The 20,212-nt window shown below is 28.8% G+C and carries 12 protein-coding genes; 7 read left to right on the top strand and 5 right to left on the bottom strand.

The features are described from left to right. Positions 1 to 603 precede the first annotated feature (603 nt). The 4 genes from NAB20_RS10000 to NAB20_RS09985 all read left to right on the top strand — a co-directional run bounded on the left by NAB20_RS10000 (position 604) and on the right by NAB20_RS09985 (position 5,917). On the top strand, positions 604 to 927 hold the full coding sequence (locus NAB20_RS10000) for a GIY-YIG nuclease family protein (protein WP_375605068.1): 324 nt from the start codon (positions 604 to 606) through the stop codon (positions 925 to 927). Positions 928 to 1,193: 266 nt separating this feature from the next. Then, entirely contained in the window at positions 1,194 to 4,868 is a 3,675-nt protein-coding gene (locus NAB20_RS09995; RefSeq protein ID WP_375605067.1) for a hypothetical protein, read from the top strand. Between the two features lie 331 nt (positions 4,869 to 5,199). Then, positions 5,200 to 5,787, top strand: a complete 588-nt coding sequence (locus NAB20_RS09990; protein WP_088394704.1) for a zeta toxin family protein — start codon at positions 5,200 to 5,202, stop codon at positions 5,785 to 5,787. Beyond that, entirely contained in the window at positions 5,771 to 5,917 is a 147-nt protein-coding gene (locus tag NAB20_RS09985) for a hypothetical protein (protein ID WP_163444449.1), read from the top strand. The genes NAB20_RS09990 and NAB20_RS09985 overlap by 17 nt, the downstream gene beginning before the upstream one ends. Before the next feature lie 1,239 nt (positions 5,918 to 7,156). Here the strand turns inward: NAB20_RS09985 and NAB20_RS09980 are convergent. The 5 genes from NAB20_RS09980 to NAB20_RS09960 all read right to left on the bottom strand — a co-directional run bounded on the left by NAB20_RS09980 (position 7,157) and on the right by NAB20_RS09960 (position 16,164). Continuing rightward, on the bottom strand, positions 7,157 to 8,251 hold the full coding sequence (locus NAB20_RS09980; RefSeq protein ID WP_375605066.1) for a hypothetical protein: 1,095 nt from the start codon (positions 8,249 to 8,251) through the stop codon (positions 7,157 to 7,159). 742 nt (positions 8,252 to 8,993) lie between these two features. Then, a complete protein-coding gene (locus tag NAB20_RS09975) occupies positions 8,994 to 10,622 on the bottom strand; it encodes an amidohydrolase (RefSeq protein ID WP_127823166.1) in 1,629 nt (542 codons plus the stop codon). A 29-nt stretch (positions 10,623 to 10,651) separates the two neighbouring features. Further along, positions 10,652 to 11,101, bottom strand: coding sequence for a hypothetical protein (locus tag NAB20_RS09970; RefSeq protein ID WP_088392945.1), 450 nt, complete (start codon positions 11,099 to 11,101; stop codon positions 10,652 to 10,654). A gap of 88 nt (positions 11,102 to 11,189) precedes the next feature. Then, positions 11,190 to 12,962 (bottom strand): TonB-dependent receptor, encoded by a 1,773-nt coding sequence (locus NAB20_RS09965; protein WP_375605065.1) that lies wholly within the window; start codon positions 12,960 to 12,962, stop codon positions 11,190 to 11,192. Between the two features lie 187 nt (positions 12,963 to 13,149). Beyond that, a complete protein-coding gene (locus NAB20_RS09960; RefSeq protein WP_127823168.1) occupies positions 13,150 to 16,164 on the bottom strand; it encodes a tetratricopeptide repeat protein in 3,015 nt (1,004 codons plus the stop codon). A 717-nt stretch (positions 16,165 to 16,881) separates the two neighbouring features. Here NAB20_RS09960 and NAB20_RS09955 point away from each other — a divergent pair. The 3 genes from NAB20_RS09955 to NAB20_RS09945 all read left to right on the top strand — a co-directional run bounded on the left by NAB20_RS09955 (position 16,882) and on the right by NAB20_RS09945 (position 20,187). After that, positions 16,882 to 17,835 carry a zinc metalloprotease gene (locus NAB20_RS09955; RefSeq protein WP_105196789.1) on the top strand — a complete coding sequence of 318 codons (954 nt, stop codon included), beginning with the start codon at positions 16,882 to 16,884 and terminating at the stop codon, positions 17,833 to 17,835. Positions 17,836 to 17,917: 82 nt separating this feature from the next. Further along, on the top strand, positions 17,918 to 19,006 hold the full coding sequence (locus NAB20_RS09950; protein WP_105196790.1) for an AI-2E family transporter: 1,089 nt from the start codon (positions 17,918 to 17,920) through the stop codon (positions 19,004 to 19,006). Then, positions 19,006 to 20,187: a class I SAM-dependent methyltransferase gene (locus tag NAB20_RS09945; protein ID WP_127823169.1), complete on the top strand. Its 1,182-nt coding sequence runs from the start codon at positions 19,006 to 19,008 to the stop codon at positions 20,185 to 20,187. The genes NAB20_RS09950 and NAB20_RS09945 overlap by 1 nt, the downstream gene beginning before the upstream one ends. Positions 20,188 to 20,212: the final 25 nt, after the last annotated feature.

The following is a 20,212-nucleotide window of genomic DNA, read 5'->3' as shown; positions in this document are numbered from 1 at the left end:
GGAAATTATTGCTCAAAGAATTCATTTTTACTTAGATTATGTGACTCCTCCTTTCGTCGGAGTGACAAACTGGACGATGATTTTAGGAATGAATTATTCGTAATCTTGTCATACCGACGCAAGGAGGGATCACATAAAGTGGGTAATATTATACTTTAAAGCTTCGTAGAAAACTTTGACTTAAATTATGTGACTCCTCCTTCCGTCGGAGTGACAAACTGGACGATGATTTTAGGAATGAATTACTCGTAATCTTGTCATCCTATGTTTGTCTAGATAAGTTCTTTGAATATTTATAAATTTATTTCAACAGAAGAAAGAGAAAGATAAAAGCTAAATTTTGTCATCCCGACGCAAGGAGGGATCTCATAAAGTAAGCAATACATAGCTTATAAAATTTAATCTAGATTATGCAACTCCTCCTTGCGTCGGAGTGACAAACTGGACGATGATTTTAGGAATGAATTATTCGGTATCTTGTCATCCCGACGCAAGGAGGGATCACATAAAGTAAGTAACACATAGCTTATAAAATTTAATCAGATTATACGACTCCTCCTTTCGTCGGAGTGACAAACTCAATAACAAAAAATAACTTATATTATGGATCCATTCAATCCTCAAAAAGGTTTTCATACATATTATGTTTATATCATCACAAACGATTTTCGTTCGACTTTTTACATTGGAATGACAAACAATCTTAAACTCAGATTAGAACAACATAGATTAAATATAGAAATCGGTAATAAAACATTTGCAGCAAAATACAACTTAAAGCATTTGGTTTATTACCAAACATTTACTTGGGTACAAGAAGTAATAAATCGTGAAAAAGAATTAAAAAGTTGGAGACGAGAGAAGAAATTAGAATTAATTAAAGAATTCAATCCTAACTTTGAATTTTTGAATCATTTTTTTGAATAACTGTATTAAATATTAAATTCTTTATGTGACTCCTCCTATCGTCGGAGTGACAAACTAGACGATGATTTACTATAAAAAATTATTCGGCGTTCTTGTCATCCCTAACCAAGGAGGGATCACATAACGTAAGTAACACATAGCTTTTTAAACTTAATTAATTTTAATTCAACTGGATTATATAACCCAAAGTGATAAACTGTTAATGATTCTTAGAATTTAATTACAAAGCAATATAAAATAAATTTATATTTACAAAAAATTAAACAATGGATTTCTGGATATTTCTACTACTTATACTTTTCATCATTTTATATTCTCAAATTAAAGATTTAAAAAAAAGATTCAACAACGCTTTATCTGATATTAACAAACTAAAATCAGAAAACAATTTCTTAAAAAAAGAATTAGAAAGCATAAAATATAAACTTGAAGAAGGTTTTATAACAACTTCTCCTGTTATACCTGAAACAGAAAAACCTTTAGAAGTTGTTCAGGAACAAGGCATTGAAAATATTTCACGTATAGACGTTGAATTTGTACCTCCTAGCACTACGGAGGAAAAACAAATTGTAGCCGAAACTATCAATACTCCTATTGAATTATCTCAAACAGTGTCTCAAACTCCAGTTGCTACACCAACTTCAGTAGAATTCATTGAAGAACCTCAATCCAAAACTATTCAAGAAGTAGTACCAACCGAAATTAATAAGATAAATAGTATTGAAGAAAAAGAAGCGATTCCTTTTACCAAACAACCAACTAAAGAAGAAATATACCAAGAAAGTGCTTTTTCAATTTTTCTAAAAAAAGCCGAAAAACAATTTGCAGACAATTGGACTGGTATATTAGGAACAGCTATTATGGTGCTAGGTATAGGCTATTTGAGTATTTATACGGCTTTGAAAGTATCACCGTTTTTCAGAATATTCATTTTATGGTTATACGCCGGCTTATTTGTTGGTTCTTACTATATTCTTAAAAAGAAAGAAAAATGGGTAAATACTGGTTTGTGGTTACGAAGCGCAGGGGCCAGTTTGTTTTTATTTAGTTGCTTTGGTGCATCCCAAATTGATGCTTTGACTTTTATTTCCAACACAACAATGGGTTACGCTCTTATTGGTCTTGGAATAGGGGTAAATTTATATGTAGGTTACATCATAAAAAAACAAACTTTTTTATCGCTTCACGTTGTCTTGAGTATCTTAATACTTTGTGTTATTCCTGATAAATTATTAATTACATTCCTCTTGGCAGCCATTACAGCTACGATAGGTATTCTTCTATCTTATAAAGAAAAATGGGAATATCACCTGTTAATAGTCATTATAGGTTTTGTGATATTCGACATTTGGTTTAATGCCCAAGGAACAAAATTAACCGCTACCGAAAATATTTTTGCTATTCTTGGAATCATTACAGTGGCTGGCAGCTGTTTATTTATGCAGTATAGAGCTATATATGAAAATTCCTATTTTGACAAACCTGCTTTTATTACCCATTTGACCAATTGGCTTTTGTTTGCAACGGGATTACTATTGCACGCAACGGGAAGCAAATTTAAAATAGTTGTATTATTTCTAGGTGCAATAATTTGCTTTTTTATGGCACTCAAAGCACGAAAGAAAAAAGTGTACTGGTTATATAATCTAGATGGTATGGTTTCTTTTATTCTTGCTGGATTGAGTATCATTATGCTGAATGATTGGAATATAGGACTTGATATTATTGCTTGTATTCTTTATAGCCTAGTTCTAGTATGTTTATTCATTGTTTACAAAGAAAAAGAAGTTTTACTACACAAAATACTCTTGTCAGTAAATCACTTTATGGTAGTAGCCTTGACCATTTTCTTTGCATTACTAGTAACAAATAATATTGAGGCAAACCAGAGTTTTACTATTTTATTTTCTTCGATCCTACTCTTTTGTATAGCAATAGCTGTTCCTATTATTTCGCAAATAAAAAAAGAATATCTAGAAGTTGATTCTCTTTTCCTAGAAAAAAGCATTAGCATCAATGGCCTATTAGCGATGATTTTTTCTACCATCGTTATTTTAAAATGGAACGCTTTACACGGTAATTCTTTTTACTATGCTTTGATAGCTTTTGCAGGAATATGGTTCTTTTTAAAATGGAAATTTGATGCTAAAACTTTTGAAATAGGAAGAATTCTTTATTATTTGCTAACTATTTTAATTGGCCTTGTTCTAATTAACATTCAAGACAAAACCTACCAAGATGGACTATTTAGTATTGGTTTATTCGCTATCATAACCCTAAATTGGTACCAAAAAGAATTTTACAAGAATGATTTTTACGTAGGCTTTTCAGGAATTGTGGGGGTAAATATCTTACTACTAATCTTAAACTTTAAATATTTAAGCCATTTTGAGATACTTCAAATTTTTAGTTTGTTTAGTATTGGTTTATTGAATCACGAATTTCTTTGGGTTGCCTACAAACGAAAAAATCTTTGCAGTAACAATCAATCGATTTTGTATCTGTTTTACTTTTTATTTATAATTATAGGTACTTTAACATTTATTTTCAAAACAACTATGTTTTCGAATGCAAACAAAGCTTTAATTAGCATTGGAATAGTACTTATAGAATCGTATGTTTTATTCATTAAAAGATTTAGAAAAAACACAGAAGACAATTTACCCAATTGGAAAAAATTAAATGTTTTTAATACCGAGTTTATCATTATTACGACTTTGATTTTTGGTATTTCTTGCATAAGAATAACGTATTTACCTATATACATTGCCTCATTAGGAATACTTTTCTTTATCGCTTTTCAAAAATTCATAGAGTGTAAACGCTTTTTAGTGTATTCATTTGTACTAACAGTAGCAGCTACTGTTCTAATGGTTTCAACTGCATTAAAAAACAATACAACTGACTCCTTTTTTTACGTTTACCTGTCTCAGTTTATAAGTTTTACAATCACCTTAGCTTATTCCTATTTATATATCACAGATAAGAATATACCTGAGGATAAAAATTATTCGTTTATCTTACCTTATCTTCAAAATATAGGTCTATTATTCTTATTATTTATTCAATTAGAAACCAATTGCATTTCGTTATTTTTAATGCTTTTAGCTATAAGTAATTACTTTGTAATTACCCGATTAAAAGTAAAAATCCAATCTTTTACCATCTCTATAATTGGTTTACTTTCTATAACCAACTCATTAAATTACAGTATGTTACAATGGAATCATTTTAGTTTTAGTGATTGGTTTTTACAATTAGGAGCAATTACCCTAGGTTTTGTATTGGTTATTTTATTAGATAAAATAGAAAAAGTTGAATCTCTAAAATCGTATAACCAAATTACCATAAACGCGTGGTTATCCTTTATCATGTTTTCCCAATTAGAACATAAATGGTTACCTATTTTTTGGTGCGTTGTAGCTATACTAAATCTGTACTTGTATCATAAGAAAATAAGCAAAGTGAAAGATATCCATTTTGTGTATTATTTGTTGGCCAATTTACATTTAGCTTTCTTTAGTTTTAATTTTTATGAAACCAAATTTTTAATCTTTTATCTATTAATATTCATTCTACTTGCTGTTTATATTTATCTAAGTTATAAATGGATGGAAGAGTTTAAACTCAAAAATAGCTTATTAATTTACCCTGCTACGTTAAGTATAGGCTCCTTTTTATACTTGACTTTTGATAAAGGAATATTAACCTTCTTCTGGATATTAGAAGCTTTAGGCTTGCTTATTTTAGGTATTACTTTAAAAGAGAAATATTTCCGATATGTATCGCTTTTGTTAGTTGGTTTATGTCTTATTCGATTAATGTTTTTCGATTTGTCTAATGCCGACTTTCTAATTAGAGCTTTAGTCTTACTGGGCGTAGGTGTGGTATTACTAGTAATGAATACTTTATTTAAAAAATATAAGGATAGGTTTGAGTAAAATTCGTTGTATTTTAAACATTTAGTTTTTATATAAAAATTATATGGGAATCAGAAATATTATTTTATAGCCAATTGAAAAGTTTATGTGTCTTTACTTTTTCTTTTGAAAAAGTAAAGACACAAACTAAATAACATAAAATTTATATTCTTATAATCCAAAAAGCAATCAATCCATAAGATTTTAACCCAATTTCCGTATTAAACTTGAACTAAGTGAATTGGCAGAACAAATCTTATTTCACTTTATTTTTCTTCAAAACGAACTCTAATACGCAATCTGGTTTTAAAGTAAAGATAAAATCAATAAAATTTTCATTAGCTTTGTATGGATGAGAGAAAAGAATCTTTATATTATTTCAGGTTGTAATGGTGCTGGAAAGACCACTGCTTCTTTTACTATATTACCTGAAATATTAGATTGTAAAGAATTTGTAAATGCAGATGAAATTGCCAAAGGGCTCTCCCCTTTTCAACCTGAAAAAGTGGCTTTTGAAGCGGGAAGAATTATGTTACACAGAATTAATGAGTTACTTTCACAGGATGAAAGCTTTGCATTTGAAACTACCTTGTCTACCAGAAGTTACAAAAACAAAATTATGGAAGCTAAAAATAAAAATTATAACATAACTTTGTTATTCTTTTGGTTACGAACAACTGATCTAGCCAAAGAAAGAGTAAAAACAAGAGTAAAAGAAGGTGGACACAATATTCCTGATGATATTATAGAAAGAAGATACAAAAAGGGAATTTTAAATTTATTTGATCTATATTTACCGATTGTAGAACAAGTTCTCCTATTTGATAATTCAGAAGGAAACCATCAGTTGATAGCTGAGAAATCAAGTAGTGATGAATTGAATGTATTGGAAGCTAAAAAATTCAACGAAATTAAAAATATTTATGACCAAAGAGGCTAAAATTGAACGTCGTAACAATATTATAAAAGGATTGGCTATTGCTTATCAAAAAATGTTGGAATTTAAAAAAGAACGTAATAGTGAACTTGTCATTATTAAAGATGATAAAATTGTAAAAATAAAATTATAACACCCTGTTTTTCATATTATTTAATAAAAATCTTCCTCTATCAGAATAAGAAAATGAATTTCTTTTTTATTGTAAAGGTTTTACTGTGTTTTTGTTATCTGCCAGAAGTGAAGAAATTATAAACAAATTGCACTATACAAATTAGCTTAAACCTAGATTATGCGTTAGAGATTGATTACAAATAAATAAGGCATTGTGGTCAAAAATGGCGCTTTTTGTCCCTTAATTAGGTTGCCTAAAAGTTCTAAATCTTATCCTTTACACAAAAGGAGAAATAAAATAAGATACTATTGATAATGTGAGTTCTTTCTTTGATAAAAGTGACAGAGAATACATTAAGTTAGGGCTTTTGTCCGTTTACACCTACAAGAAAAAATTTTCGTACATTTTTTATTTGTCTTTTCATCTTCAGCACGGAATATAATACAGAATTTAGGTTAAACCTAAATAAAGTCTGCTAAAAAAATAATTTTATTTCTTTTACTCAAAACTTTAATTTTAAAAACAAACAGCTGGTTTTGTTTACTTATAAGATTTTGCAACTTGGCAAAGTGCAAATTTAGAAATATCTACTTTTAACCCAAATTACGCATTAGACCCGAGCGTAGCGAATAGACGAAGTAAATCTATTCCATTTTATTTTTCTTTAAATTTAAACACGTACTCCCTTTTTATTCATCGAAATAGTTCACTATTTCATCTTCTAAAATTTTCCGTGAGCACTTAAATTTATTGATTTTTTTTGTTTCACAACGAAGTCTAATGCGGAATCTGGGGTCAATTCAGTACTAATATTCATTTTAAAATCGAATATTCACTTTTATACTAAATACCCATTTTGACAAACTGCTATGTATTTATATGACTGACATATTTTTTACATCGGAAGATAGAAGAAATCAGACAATGAATAGAACAAAGATGTTATGCTGTTTAATTTTTGATTTTTCTTGGAATCACAAAAAAGTTTGATTAACTAAATTAACGGGGTTTAGATTTGATTTATGCAAATTCTGTAACTAAAAAAGGCGTTCAAAAAGTAACAATTTAGCATTTAGTTTACCTATCCAAAAGAAATAATAACTTTTCTTTTAAATCTTTACATTATCTTACTTTGATAATATAAAGTAAAGTTACTAAAGTTAGATAAGAAAATTGTAAACTTTTTGAACATCTTTTTAAAGATAGTTTCTATTTTTTTTAATTATAAAATAATTTATATATTAAAATTAAAGTATTTTATAATATATAAACTTGTTTTGTAATGGTTGCCCTTCCCCAATTATAATTAGGAGGTGATGAAGACCACATATTAAAAAGGAAAGTTGAATTAAAAGATGAATAATACTCTATATAACCATTAAGAGAATAGGTTATATTTACAGGAGATGCTCCTGTTGTTAACTTTTCAATATATGTATTCGAAACCGTTAACATATCGGCTGTTGATCCATACGGTGATGAAACTTCATAATTATTTACAATAGTCGATTTTCTAGAGCCTGCTTCTGCCTCTACCCCATTTTTTAAAAACCGGATTCCATAATATCCTACTACTTCTTGCTTAGGAAAATTAGAAATACCTATAGGTACTGAATAGTTTATGATAATCATACAACTTTTATTGGCAGGAAGACTTATACTAGTGGATAAGCCTAAATTTATATTATTTACTGTTCCTGGAGTTGATATTGAATAGCTAACAGGATTGGAAGCAACAATACCATCTACATCTGAAGGAAGATAGCTATTGAATGTCGCTATATTTCCACTACTATCGCTCGTCAGTATTTGAGTTGAACTTGTAGTAGTTGGAATATTACGAACTCGTAAACTTCCATTTATATCTAATGTAGAGGTAGGCGAAGCTGTTCCGATCCCTAAATTACCTGTATTTGTCACTCTTAACCTTTCAATGTTATTTGTTTTGGTTATAAAATCATTATTATTTGTTGTCCCTATAAAATTGGAAGTTGGAGTGGTATTATTATTTCCTAAAATACTCCAATTAGTAGGAGTAGATGTATTTTGACTGGTTAAAAGTAACCACTTACTACCATCCCAATAGTAAAAACCTGGTATTACATCATTTGGTGACACTCCTGCAGTTGCGGTGTTATAAACAATAGTACCCGCTACTATTGCTCCTCCTTGTGGATTTAAAACTGGTGCTTGAATGTTGGATGCCGTTAGTTCAACTCTTGGAGGCACTAATCCGTTTGTATTAGAATTAAGATCTAATATTCCTTCTGGCGTTACAGTACCTATTCCGACCTGTCCATTAAGTAACATGGAGCTTAAAATAATAAAACTTAACAATAATCTTTTTTTCATCCCTCTTACATTTAAATTCGTCTACAAAGTTAATGTTTTTAAACCAACCCCTTATATATTTTAACAAAAACATGAAAGTTATCACACTAAATATCAGTATTTTACTACAAAAATACATGTTATAAAAAAAGAAACATCAATAATCATACCTAAAAAAAGTTTTTATCCCTTTTATTTATCTTATAGATATCCAATTATAACTAAGTAGGATCTGTTGAAAAATTGAACCCCTCATGAAATCCAGCCCTTTTATAGTTGATTTAATATTTTTTTTGGGGAATTATATTTTCAAAACTCAATTTTATAAGTTTTAGAAGATTTTTTTTTCAATAGTTCTTAGGATAGTAGCTCTCAAGTAAATTATTGAATTTATTTTTTCTCAAATAATATAGAATAACAGATTCGAAATGTAAACTTCTTTCGCATTAACCCGTATTCTATCTTAGAAATTTATTAGAAATAAAAAGAAATTCTAATCTAATAAAATACTCTTTTGTCTTCAATTAGCTTGTTTTGAAATTTTCAATCTTATTATTTTACAATAGAAGAAATTACATAATATTGATAATATTACTTTTCTTCTCCCTTGGATCAAAGTGACAAACCAAGCGTTAAATTAGGCTTTTGTCTCCATATCTGCGAGAAAAAAATTCTGTCTCTTTTTATTTTCTTTGTCTTTTTATCTTCACCAAGAAATCGAATGAAAAATTTGGATTTAAGATGATTTAGGAACTCTTTCTTATCATTTTACCCGTTGTCCTTTTATAAAGGTGTTAACTGGTTTTATATACGGAATAGCATCTATATCTTCTATCATCAGATCGTTATCGTAAATTACAAAATCAGCCCATTTCCCTATTTCTAAACTTCCTTTTTCGCCTTCTTCAAAATTAGAATAAGCAGACCAAATGGTCATTCCTTTTATTGTTTCTTCTCTTGACAAAGCATTTTCGATTTGAAATCCTCCTTCTGGATATTTTTTTAAATCTTTACGGGCAACCGAAGCATAAAAAGTGAGCATGGGATTTACTTCTTCTATAGGAAAATCAGTTCCTAAAGCAATTATCCCTCCCGCATCTAACATTTTTTTATAAGCATACGAATGTTTTATTCGCTTTTCCCCCAAACGTTCTGCTGCCCAATACATATCGGATGTTGCGTGTGTTGGTTGAACAGATGGAATAATATTAGAGGAAAAAGTATTAAAATCTCTTTCTTGTATTACCTGTGCGTGTTCTATCTTCCATCTTCTGTTGGGTTTATCTTTTAACACTTCTTTATAAATATTTAGCAAAACAGTGTTTGTAGAGTCTCCTATAGCATGTGAATTCATTTGATATTCTGAATTTGCAATTTGTTTTGCCAATTTTTGAATATCTTCTATCGATGTTAATAATGCCCCATGATGATTTGGTCGATCATTATAAGGTTGGTGTAGACAAGCTCCTCGGGATCCTAAAGCACCATCTCCCATAAATTTAAAAGATCGAACATTTAATTGATCTGTTTTATAAGGGCCTAACTGGGTGTATAAATCTACATTATCTTGCGTGGCATTTACCATAGCGTAAATATTAATTTTTAATTCTTTATTTTGTTGTAATGAGTCTATTAAATTAATCGTTTCTTTATCCAAACCTGCTTCATTAATAGTTGTCAAACCATATTGAAACATTACTTTTTCTGCATCTTTTAGTGCTTGTACTTGAATTTGTTTGGTTGGTTTTGGTATAATATTATAGACTAAATCCATAGGATTATCTATTAAAATACCTGTCAGTTCTTCATTTTTGATTTGAATTTCACCTCCTGATACTTTAGTCTGAGGTGTAATTTTAGCCAATTCTAAAGCTTTTTTATTAGCTAAAAGAGCATGACCATCTATTCGAGTTAAAACTACTGGTATATTAGGAAATAGGGCATCCAATTCCTTTTTTGTAGGAAATTCTTTAACATTCCAATCATTCTGATCCCATCCTCGTCCTGTTATAAACGTGAGATTCTTTTCTTTTTGAAATTTAACAATTCGATCTAGGACTTCTTGATAGCTTTTCGTACCTCTTAAGTCTACTCTTTGAAGGTTTAATCCAAAGCTATAAAAATGAGCATGCGCATCATAAAGTCCTGGAAAGATATATTTTCCTTGTGCATTAATCATTTTTGTTGATTGGTATTTTTTTATGATGTCAGCAGATTTACCTATGGCTACAATTTTTCCATTTTTTACGGCAAATGCCTCTGTTCTAGAAAAGTTTTTATCAACTGTATAAACTGTTCCGTTAGCTAGAATCATATCAACCTTTTGCTTTTGAGCTGAGGAGGTAAAATAAGTCAAAAGATTTAATATTATTAATGATAAGAATGCTTTCATTTCGGTTATTTTTCTTTATAAAGATACTTTTAATAGATTTCTAACACTTGGTATAAAACGCCATTTAGTTCAAATTGGTAATCTATTGATTGTCCTATTAGTTTTTTGCCTAGAGGAGAGTTTGGTGAAATGCCAAAAATAGTTTTATTATCAATTATTAGTTTAGGCAAAGCGCAACTAATAAAAACGGTTAGCTTATTGGTTTTTACAAGACTTCCTAAAACAATATTTTTATGTTCTTGAGTTATGTCTATTTTTTCTAAAGTAGATTTAGATTCAATTGCTTCTCGCAATTTGGTTGATAGTTTTTCTTGTTCAAGATGCATCATAGATAAAGCCGTTTCGTGCTTATCTCCTGCGGATCCTTTAGCATCATTGGAAGCGTCTTTAGTAAGATCTATAATCATATCTTGAAAAACATCTATCTTATCTTGTATGATTTGAAGATACTGGCTGTAAATTTCTTGTTTTAGCATCATTTTCAATTATAAACAGGTATATTATTTATAGAAAAATAATTATTTTATTTTTTAAAAAAAACTAATAATTAAGCATTTTTAGACTATTTTATAAATCAAACTTGTAGCTTGCCCCTCCTATTATTTGTGTACCTTGTACAGGATAGTTTAACCATCTTTGATAATTTTGATTGGCTAAATTATTAGCTTTTACAAAAAATGTCCAACGATCGTTGTATTTATAACCTAGATGCGCATTAATATCAAAATAAGCCTCTACATTTTGTACAGAATCTGGATAAGTAAAACCTGTATAATTTTTAAATTGATCTTTTCGTTCACCTACATAAAATAATTGTGTTCCTGCATAAAATTTTTGTCCTATAGTAAAATCTGCTAAAAAGCCTATTTTAACAACAGGTAAATTCCATGCCTCTAATTGATTTGTTGTTTGATATGAATTAAAGGTTGCATGAATACCTAATGCTATATCTTTATTAACATCTGCTTTTAATTCTCCGAAGAAACTAAAATTCTTAATATCATCGTATATAACATTAAATGAGTTTCCGTAACTATAATTTTCTGTAGGGTTAGATAAATAGGGATTACTTACAAAGAGCGCTTTATTTTTTACTGATTCATACATTGATTTTAGATGATAAGAAACCGTATTGGCTAATTTACCATTTAAACCTATAAATAAGGCATATTGACGATCACTTGGTTTAGCGTCTAATGTAGGAGAAAAGAATTTATTTTGAGTCACAAAATTTTGATATGTTTGCTGCTCTAAACCTCCTTCTACTCCTGTTGTTAGTACCATTAAGTCATTAACTACTTTATAGGATGCGTAGATTTTAGGATAAATATAGAAGCCTGATTGAGTTCCTTGATCTATTCCTGAATAAATATTTTTTAATCTAGCTTGATAGGTTAATTCAGCACCAAAATCTATAGATACATCATCTTTTTTAAAAGTAATACTGGGATGTGTACTAAAAATGAGAGAGGATTGTTGTATCGATATGTCTTTTCCTTGATTGCTTACATTTATTTGAAAACTTTTATCAAAAGAAGTGTTAACGTAGTCTAAATTGAAATTAAGTTTTAAATTCGTTTGATTTACATCAAAATTAAATCGGGGATTTAATATAAAACGATTTTCACTTGAATTATAATCATCTGAAAATCCGATATAACGAATATTCATTTTGTTTAAAAAACTTTTAGCTACTATTAATTCAGCATCTGCTTTTAGTGTATTGTAAATATGTTGAGGCTTTATAGAATTAACATTTCTAAAATTGAAGTTGGGATTTTTTAATGGTAAACCATACCAATTGTATCCTTCTCTTCCATAAGAGGCATCAACTTTTAGTATATTTTGATTAAATGTGTAGTCATAGAATCCTCCTAGTAACAAATCTTCATATCCATTATTGAGTGATGTTCCTGATATGCCTCCTCCTGAACCTAGATATTGAGCAGTACCTCCTATATTTTGAGTATCATCTATACTATGGGAGATAAAAAGTTCTGAATAAAGTGTATTATAATTACCATAGGCGGCTGATATATAATTAGGCTTTATTTTTTCTTGTTTGGCTTTTTCTATCAGAGCTGCTTTTCCTTTGGAAGGTACAAAGATGGATGCAACAGGAAATGAAAAAATTTGATATTTTACTATTTCTTTTTGAGTAGATTCTTTTTCTATAACAGGTGGATTTTCTTTTATTTTAAAAGCATCGGAAATTGCAGGTGTATAAGGTTTTACTACGTTTACAACTTCAGTTCCTATGGTGTCCTCTTTTTTTTGAGCTGATCCATTCTGAAAGAAAATCATTAAAAAGATTATGGTATATATATTAATTCTATTCATTTTTTTCTTATTTAAAATAAACTATTTTTTATCTATAAAGGAAACCATAATACGGGGCTTTCCTTTTAATCAAAATAGTTTCATATTCATTAAAAACTCGTTCTGTTTGGGAGTGGTAAACTAAATGTTGATGCTTTGCTTTTAGAACAGCTTTATTTCCAATTTGGAACTATATTTTTTTTAAATATTATCCTTTTATGGAGGAATTTGTTTTAGCTTCTTCTGCCTTTATTTTATTCAACTCTTCTTGAGCTTCTGTAAGTACATCTTGAAAATTCTTAAAATTTTTAATTACGCTTTCTAAAATATAACTTGCCTGATAACTATCTTTCAGTCCGTAAAAATTTTTCGCCATAATTATTAAACTTTTGGCTCCATAATATTTGTATCCGGAATATTCTTTTGCTATTTTTTGCACAATAGCATTAGAAAGTTCAAACTTTCCTTCCTTATTTTTAAAGAAGGAATCATAATACAGTGCCTCGGCCATTAATTCTCCTTTAGCATTTTTTTGAACATTTAAATAAGCTTCTTTTGTTTTATTTTCATCTCCTAATTCTCTAGCTGCACGCGCAATAATAATTTGAGCATCTGTTTTAAGCTTATTATCTGTTTTGGGATTTAATAATACTTTTTCAGCATATACAACGGCATTATTATATTCTTTTTTTTCATAATAAATTTTCATTAGGTTCGCTTGTGCATACATTTTATTTTGTGGAAAATCCGATTCATTTTCTAAACGTATTAGGTATATAATGGATTGTTCTGTATTATTTTGTTTTTTTAAAAATAATTCTGATAAACGAGTAAGGGCTTGTTCTGTATATTCATTTCTTGATTTGGAAACTAAGTACTCGTAATTAGAAACAGAAAGATCTATTGCACCTTTTTGGTAATATAGTTCTGCTAAATAAAAGTATGCTTTTAATATTTGTTTCCCATTTGGAAAAGTATTAATATAACTTTTTAAATTAAGTAAAGCTTGTTCTTTATTTTCTTGTGCGTATTGCTTTTCTACTGCTTCCCAAGCATCATGATCTAATTCTGTATCATTTACTTCTACAAACTCAAGGGTTTTAATCCAATTTGCATATTCTTGTACTTGTCCTTTATCTATATAAAGAAGTCTAGCTGTTCGAACTGATTCATTGGCTTCTTCGGTTCCTGGATATTCTTGTGCTACTTTTTTAAATTTTAACAAGGCCAAATCGTCTTTGTCTTCATTATAAAATATAAGTCCTTGACGTAAAATGGCTTTTGCGGTATAGCGCCCCTTGTTATACTCGGAAATTAACTGGTCGTACATTTTTATAGCAGCTGTAGACTGTCCTATTGTTGTGTAAGTATTCGCTAACTCATAAAAAGCATCGTCACGATATTCTGATTCTGAAAATTTTTTGATGAAATTATTTAGTTCTCTAATTTTTTGATCATTTTTTCCTGCAAACCCATACGAAATAGCTTTTTGAAAACTAGCATAATCTGTATCTATTCCTTTTAAAGCGATGGCTTTATCATAGGATTCAATAGCTAAATTGTATTTAGAAGTTACGAAATAACAATCTGCTAATCGCAAATAAGCATCTATTAATCGTGTTTTATCTTCTTTAGAATTTTCTGTATGTTTTTGAAAAAATCTTGAGGCTTGCTCGTATTCTTTTAATTTAAAATAGGTATAGGCTATGTTATAATTTATATTTTCATTTTCGGTTGTTGTTTTGGATTCTACAAAACCTAAAAATTGTTTATAACTTAACAACGCATTTGAAAAATCATTTTTTATAAACTCTGTTTCTCCTTTCCAAAAGGTGGCGCGAGCTGTAAAAACAAGATTTTTTTGTTCATTTATAGATTTTTTAAATAGATTCAGTGCTTCATTATAGTTGCCATCAGCATACAATTCAAGTCCTCTATAAAAAGCTACTTTTTGGTAAACTATTCGATTGGTTATTGATTTGTTTTTTTCAAGTAATTGTAACGCCTCTTTATAATTACGAGATGTTATAAAAGAATTAATCAATAAATTTTCTATTTCGTTTTTATGGGATGTATTGGGATATTTTGTTAAGAAACCTGTTAGTATTTCTGGAGTTGTTTGATACGAATTCCCTATATCATAACTCAATTTTGCATAATTTAAATAAGCATCTTCTTGAATTTTTTTATCAAAAATCATTTCAGAAGCGTTTTTAAAAGCATTTAATGCTTGTTGTTTTTTATCTGTTTTTAAATAGCTTTCTCCTAAATGGTAATACGCATTCTGGGCTACTAAATCGTTTCCTTCAACAATCCTATTAAAATATGCTATGGCTGTTTCATAATCTTTCTTTTGATAAAAAGCATATCCTAACTGATAAAAATCTGTATTATTCCATTTGCCTTCTCTACCTTGATATGCTTTTAAATAAGGAATACTTTTATCATATTCTTTTAAGTTAAAATAACTTTCACCAATAATTTTGCTTAGTTCTGATTTTTCTTCTATGCTTGAATGAGCCATTGCTTTTAAGCCTAAATCAATAGATTTTTGAAAGGCTCCTGATTTAAACGCCATATCAGCCTGAAAGTAAGAAAGCTTTTCTTTATATTTATCTTCTTTATCTACTTGATCAAAATATTTATTTGCTTCTTCATACTGATTCCCTTGATAAGCCAAAAAACCTAAATAATATTTGGCTTTTGAGCCGTATTCATGGGAGTATACAACACGATTAAAATAATATTTGGCTGATTTTTGATCATGAGTTGTAAAAAATGTGTAACCACGATAAAAATAGTATTTTTCAAGTTCATCACGAGTTAATGCTGATTCATCTACTTTTTCAAAATATTCTAAGGCATACGCATATCTTCCGCTTTCAAAAAAATAAGTTGCTAATTCCGTATAAGCAGAATTCATTTTGGTACTAATAGGATATTCTTTTATAAACTGTAGCATTTTTTGATCCGCATTTTCTTGTTTCAATCGTAAAGAAGCTAATGCACTGTAAAAGGCGCAATCCGATGCTATTTCAAACTCAGCTGTCTTTTGTACTTTATCAAAAATCAACTGCGCAGCTAAATAGTGTTTACTTTTTAAAAGATGAATCCCCTTTTGGTAGGAACTAAGAGGATTTGTATAAATTTCAGATTGTTGACAAAAAATGGATGAATTGACCCAAAAAAAAATGGAACATATAAGAAAAGGTAATTGACGCATAGAATATCTTTTGTAATTCAAATGTAGTACTTTCTGTTAAATATAATTTAAACGTATAGGTTATAAGTTTATTATTTAAAATAGCAGTTCTTTAAAATAAGTAATTCTCTCTATCTCATTTTAACCTAAATTCCACATTAGCTTCGAACGAAGCCAATTTATTCCATTTTATTTTTTTTCCAAATCAAGCACGTACTCCGTTTTCATGATTAAAACAATTCCTTATTTCTTCTTCTAAAATTTTCCGTGAGCACTTGAATTTATTGAAAGTTTTTGTTTAAAAGCGAAGTCTAATACGGAATCTGGGTTTGACGAAACAACAAACAAATCCATTCAAGTTCGGTTTATAAAATTACAGCTAACTCGTCTTTTATATTGATTGAATATTTATAATAAATTATTCTTTAAACCAAGTAAAAACAATAACTAAAAAGCAACTTAGCATCATACGACCTACTTTTTTAACTTCTAAAGACACTATCTAAAATTTTCAAACAACCTTAACAAAAACATCTAATTAGATATTATTTCTATTTAAAAAAACAAAAAAATATAATTACAATATTAAAATCAAAATAATAAAAAAATTAAACTAAATTCATTTTTTAATCAAAAAAATAAAATAAAATAAATATTTATTTGCTTTTTAAAAAAATATATATAATTTAGCAACCAATTAAAAACTTATTATTAATCAAACCAAACAAAAAACAAATTATGAAAAAATTATTATTATCAGCTTCTGCTGCTTTAATGATGTTTTCTTGTCAAAAAGAAGACAATGCTACAAACAATACAGTTGACGCTACTGCTCATAGAGGGTGTGCTTCTCACGAAGTTTTAGAAAGACAAATGCAAGAAGATCCTGCATTGGCATCTAGAATGAATGCTATTGAAAAACAAACTACTGAAATTATCAAATCAGGAAGGTTAGTAAATGGCGTAATTGAAATTCCTGTTGTTTTTAATGTATTATACAGAACAACAGCTGAAAACACTTCATTAGCACAATTACAATCTCAAATTGATGTTTTAAACAAAGATTTTTCAGCAACCAATACAGATTATAACACAGCTAATAATCCTTATGCAAATGTAAGAAGTGGTAATTTAGGAATTCGTTTCGTACTTGACCAAGTAATAAGAAAATCAACTACTAAAACATCTTGGGGAACAGCTGATGCTATGAAAAAATCAACTCAAGGAGGTATTAACCCTACTTCTCCTACAACCAAATTAAACATTTGGGTATGTACAATTGGAGGAGGTATCTTAGGATACGCTCAATTCCCTGGCGGTTCTTCAGCTACTGATGGTGTGGTTTTAGATTCTAAATACACGGGTAACACAGGAACAGCTACTTATCCATTTAACTTAGGACGTACAGCTACTCACGAAGTAGGACACTGGATTAATTTACGTCATATTTGGGGAGATGCTACTTGCGGATCTGACTTAGTATCTGACACTCCTGTTCACGATTCTCCAAACTCAGGTGTTCCTGCAGTAGGTCATAAATCAACTTGTACAGGTACTCCTCTTGAAATGTACATGAATTACATGGATTATACAGATGACAGAGGAATGTATATGTTCTCTTTAGGACAAAAATCAAGAGCTTTAGCTGTATTTGCTTCAGGAGGTGCAAGAAACTCTTTTGCTCAACCATAAAAAATAGCATTTTTGATACGATTAAAATCCTGAGAGTATTTCTCAGGATTTTTTTTATATATTCGTCACAAAAACGGAAAATATGGAAAGCAAAGCTATTGCAAACGGAATTATAAGAGCAGTCATTACGCTAATTTCTATAACCATTTTACTCTATTTTCTTTACAAAATAAAAACAGTCATTATTTATCTAATCATTTCGTTATTACTTTCTATGATTGGATCCCCCATCGTAGATTTTTTAAAAAAAAGATTAAAATTTAAAAGTATTTTAGCCGTATTAACAACCTTATTCCTTTTCGGAATTGTCATATTAGGTTTCTTCCTAATGTTCATTCCTCTAATAAATAGTCAAGCCACCCATATTTCATTACTTGACAGTAAAGCATTATCTATACAAATAGAACACTTAATTACTCAATTAGAATCCTTTTTAAACACAAATGGTTTTAAAGCTGATCAAATACTTAATAGAAGTAACTTAACAAAATACCTCAACTTTCATTTTCTTAGTGAATTTTTAAACTCTTTTATTAACGCTATTAGTAATTTTGGAATGGGAATTGCTTCTTGCTTTTTTATTACTTTTTTCTTTTTAAAAGACAGGGCTCTTTTTCTTCGATTATTCAAAAATATTTTACCCGATGAGCATGAAGAAAAAATAGTCACTTCTATTCAAAAAATAGATTTTTTATTATTAAAATATTTTAGTGGTATATTACTACAACTTCTCATTGTATTTATACTTTATTTTATAGTATTATTCTTTTTTAATGTAGAAAACTCCTTTATTATAGCTTTTATTTGTGCCGTTTTAAACATCATCCCTTATATAGGACCAATTATAGCCAGCGTTTTAGCTGTTACCCTAGCTCTATTAGGCAGTTTTAATGGAAGTATTAACGCCGAAATGCTTTATCATTCTTTCTATATTTTAATAGGTTTTTTTATTGTTCAATTTATTGACAATAATTTTAGTCAACCTATTATTTTTTCAAACAGTACAAACTCCCATCCTTTAGAAATATTTTTGATCATCTTAATTTTTGGATTTTTATTCGGAATTACGGGAATGATCATTGCTGTTCCTTCTTACACCATACTTAAAGTAATTGGAAAAGAGTTTTTTCCTGACAACAAATTCATCTATACCCTTACAAAAAATTTATAATGATTTTTGAACCATTATTAGCTCCTAAAGTACAAGAATTCATAGAGGATTCAATAGCGCTCAACTTTACGAAAGTAGCATTGATGAAAAATCCTTTTCCTGAAATACCTTGGAATGAAATTTTAAATCAAATTGCTTCTAAAGCAAAAGCAAAAGAAAAACTACCTAGTTGGTACAATCAAAAAAATATTATTTTCCCAAGCAAATTATCAGTTGAACAAACTTCATCAGAAGCTACAGCTCATTATAAATCTTCGCTTATTAGTGGTAAAAATTTGATTGATTTAACAGGCGGTTTTGGTGTAGATGATTATTATTTTTCTAAAAATTTTGATCATTTAATTCATTGTGAAATCAAAACCTTTTTACACGAAATCACAAAACACAATTTTAATCTCCTTAAAATCAATAATATTGAATGTCATCTTGGAGATAGCCATGAAACTTTAAAAAAATTAAATCAATCTTTTGACTGGATTTATATTGATCCTTCTAGAAGAAATGACACTAAAGGGAAAGTTTTTTTATTAAAAGATTGCCTCCCTAATGTTCCTGATTTTTTAGCATTTTATTTTCAATTTACAGAGCGTATTCTAATTAAGACAGCTCCTATATTAGACATATCAGCTGGTCTGAACGAATTAAAAAATGTAAAAGAAGTTCATATTGTAGCTTTACAAAATGAGGTAAAAGAACTCCTTTGGATTATTGAAAAAAATTATAATGATACTATTTTAATAAAAGCTGTTAATATTACGAAAGAAGAAAATGAAGTTATAGAATTTACATGGGGAAAAGAAAATTTTAATTGTAATTACTCAAAGCCTTTATTTTTTTTATATGAACCTAATAATGCTATTATGAAATCAGGAGCTTTTGACTATATCTGTCATTTATTTCCTGTTAAAAAGCTACATCCTTTTTCACATTTATATACGAATACTGAACTTATTTATTTTCCTGGCAGGAAATTTAAAATAATTGAAACCATTTCGTATAACAAAATAGATATAAAGAAACATTTAGAAGGCAAAAAAGCAAATATTACGACTCGTAATTTTCCTGAAACTGTAGAAACAATTAGAAAAAAATGGAAAATAAAAGAAGGAGGGAATTTGTATACCTTTTTTACAACGGATTTAGATAATAATAAGATTATTTTACTTTGCGAAAAAATTTAACCCAGATTACGCATTAGACCCGAGC

The organism is Flavobacterium davisii, from assembly GCF_042182265.1.
Lineage (GTDB): Bacteria > Bacteroidota > Bacteroidia > Flavobacteriales > Flavobacteriaceae > Flavobacterium > Flavobacterium davisii.
This window is presented reverse-complemented; position numbering and strand designations above follow the sequence as displayed.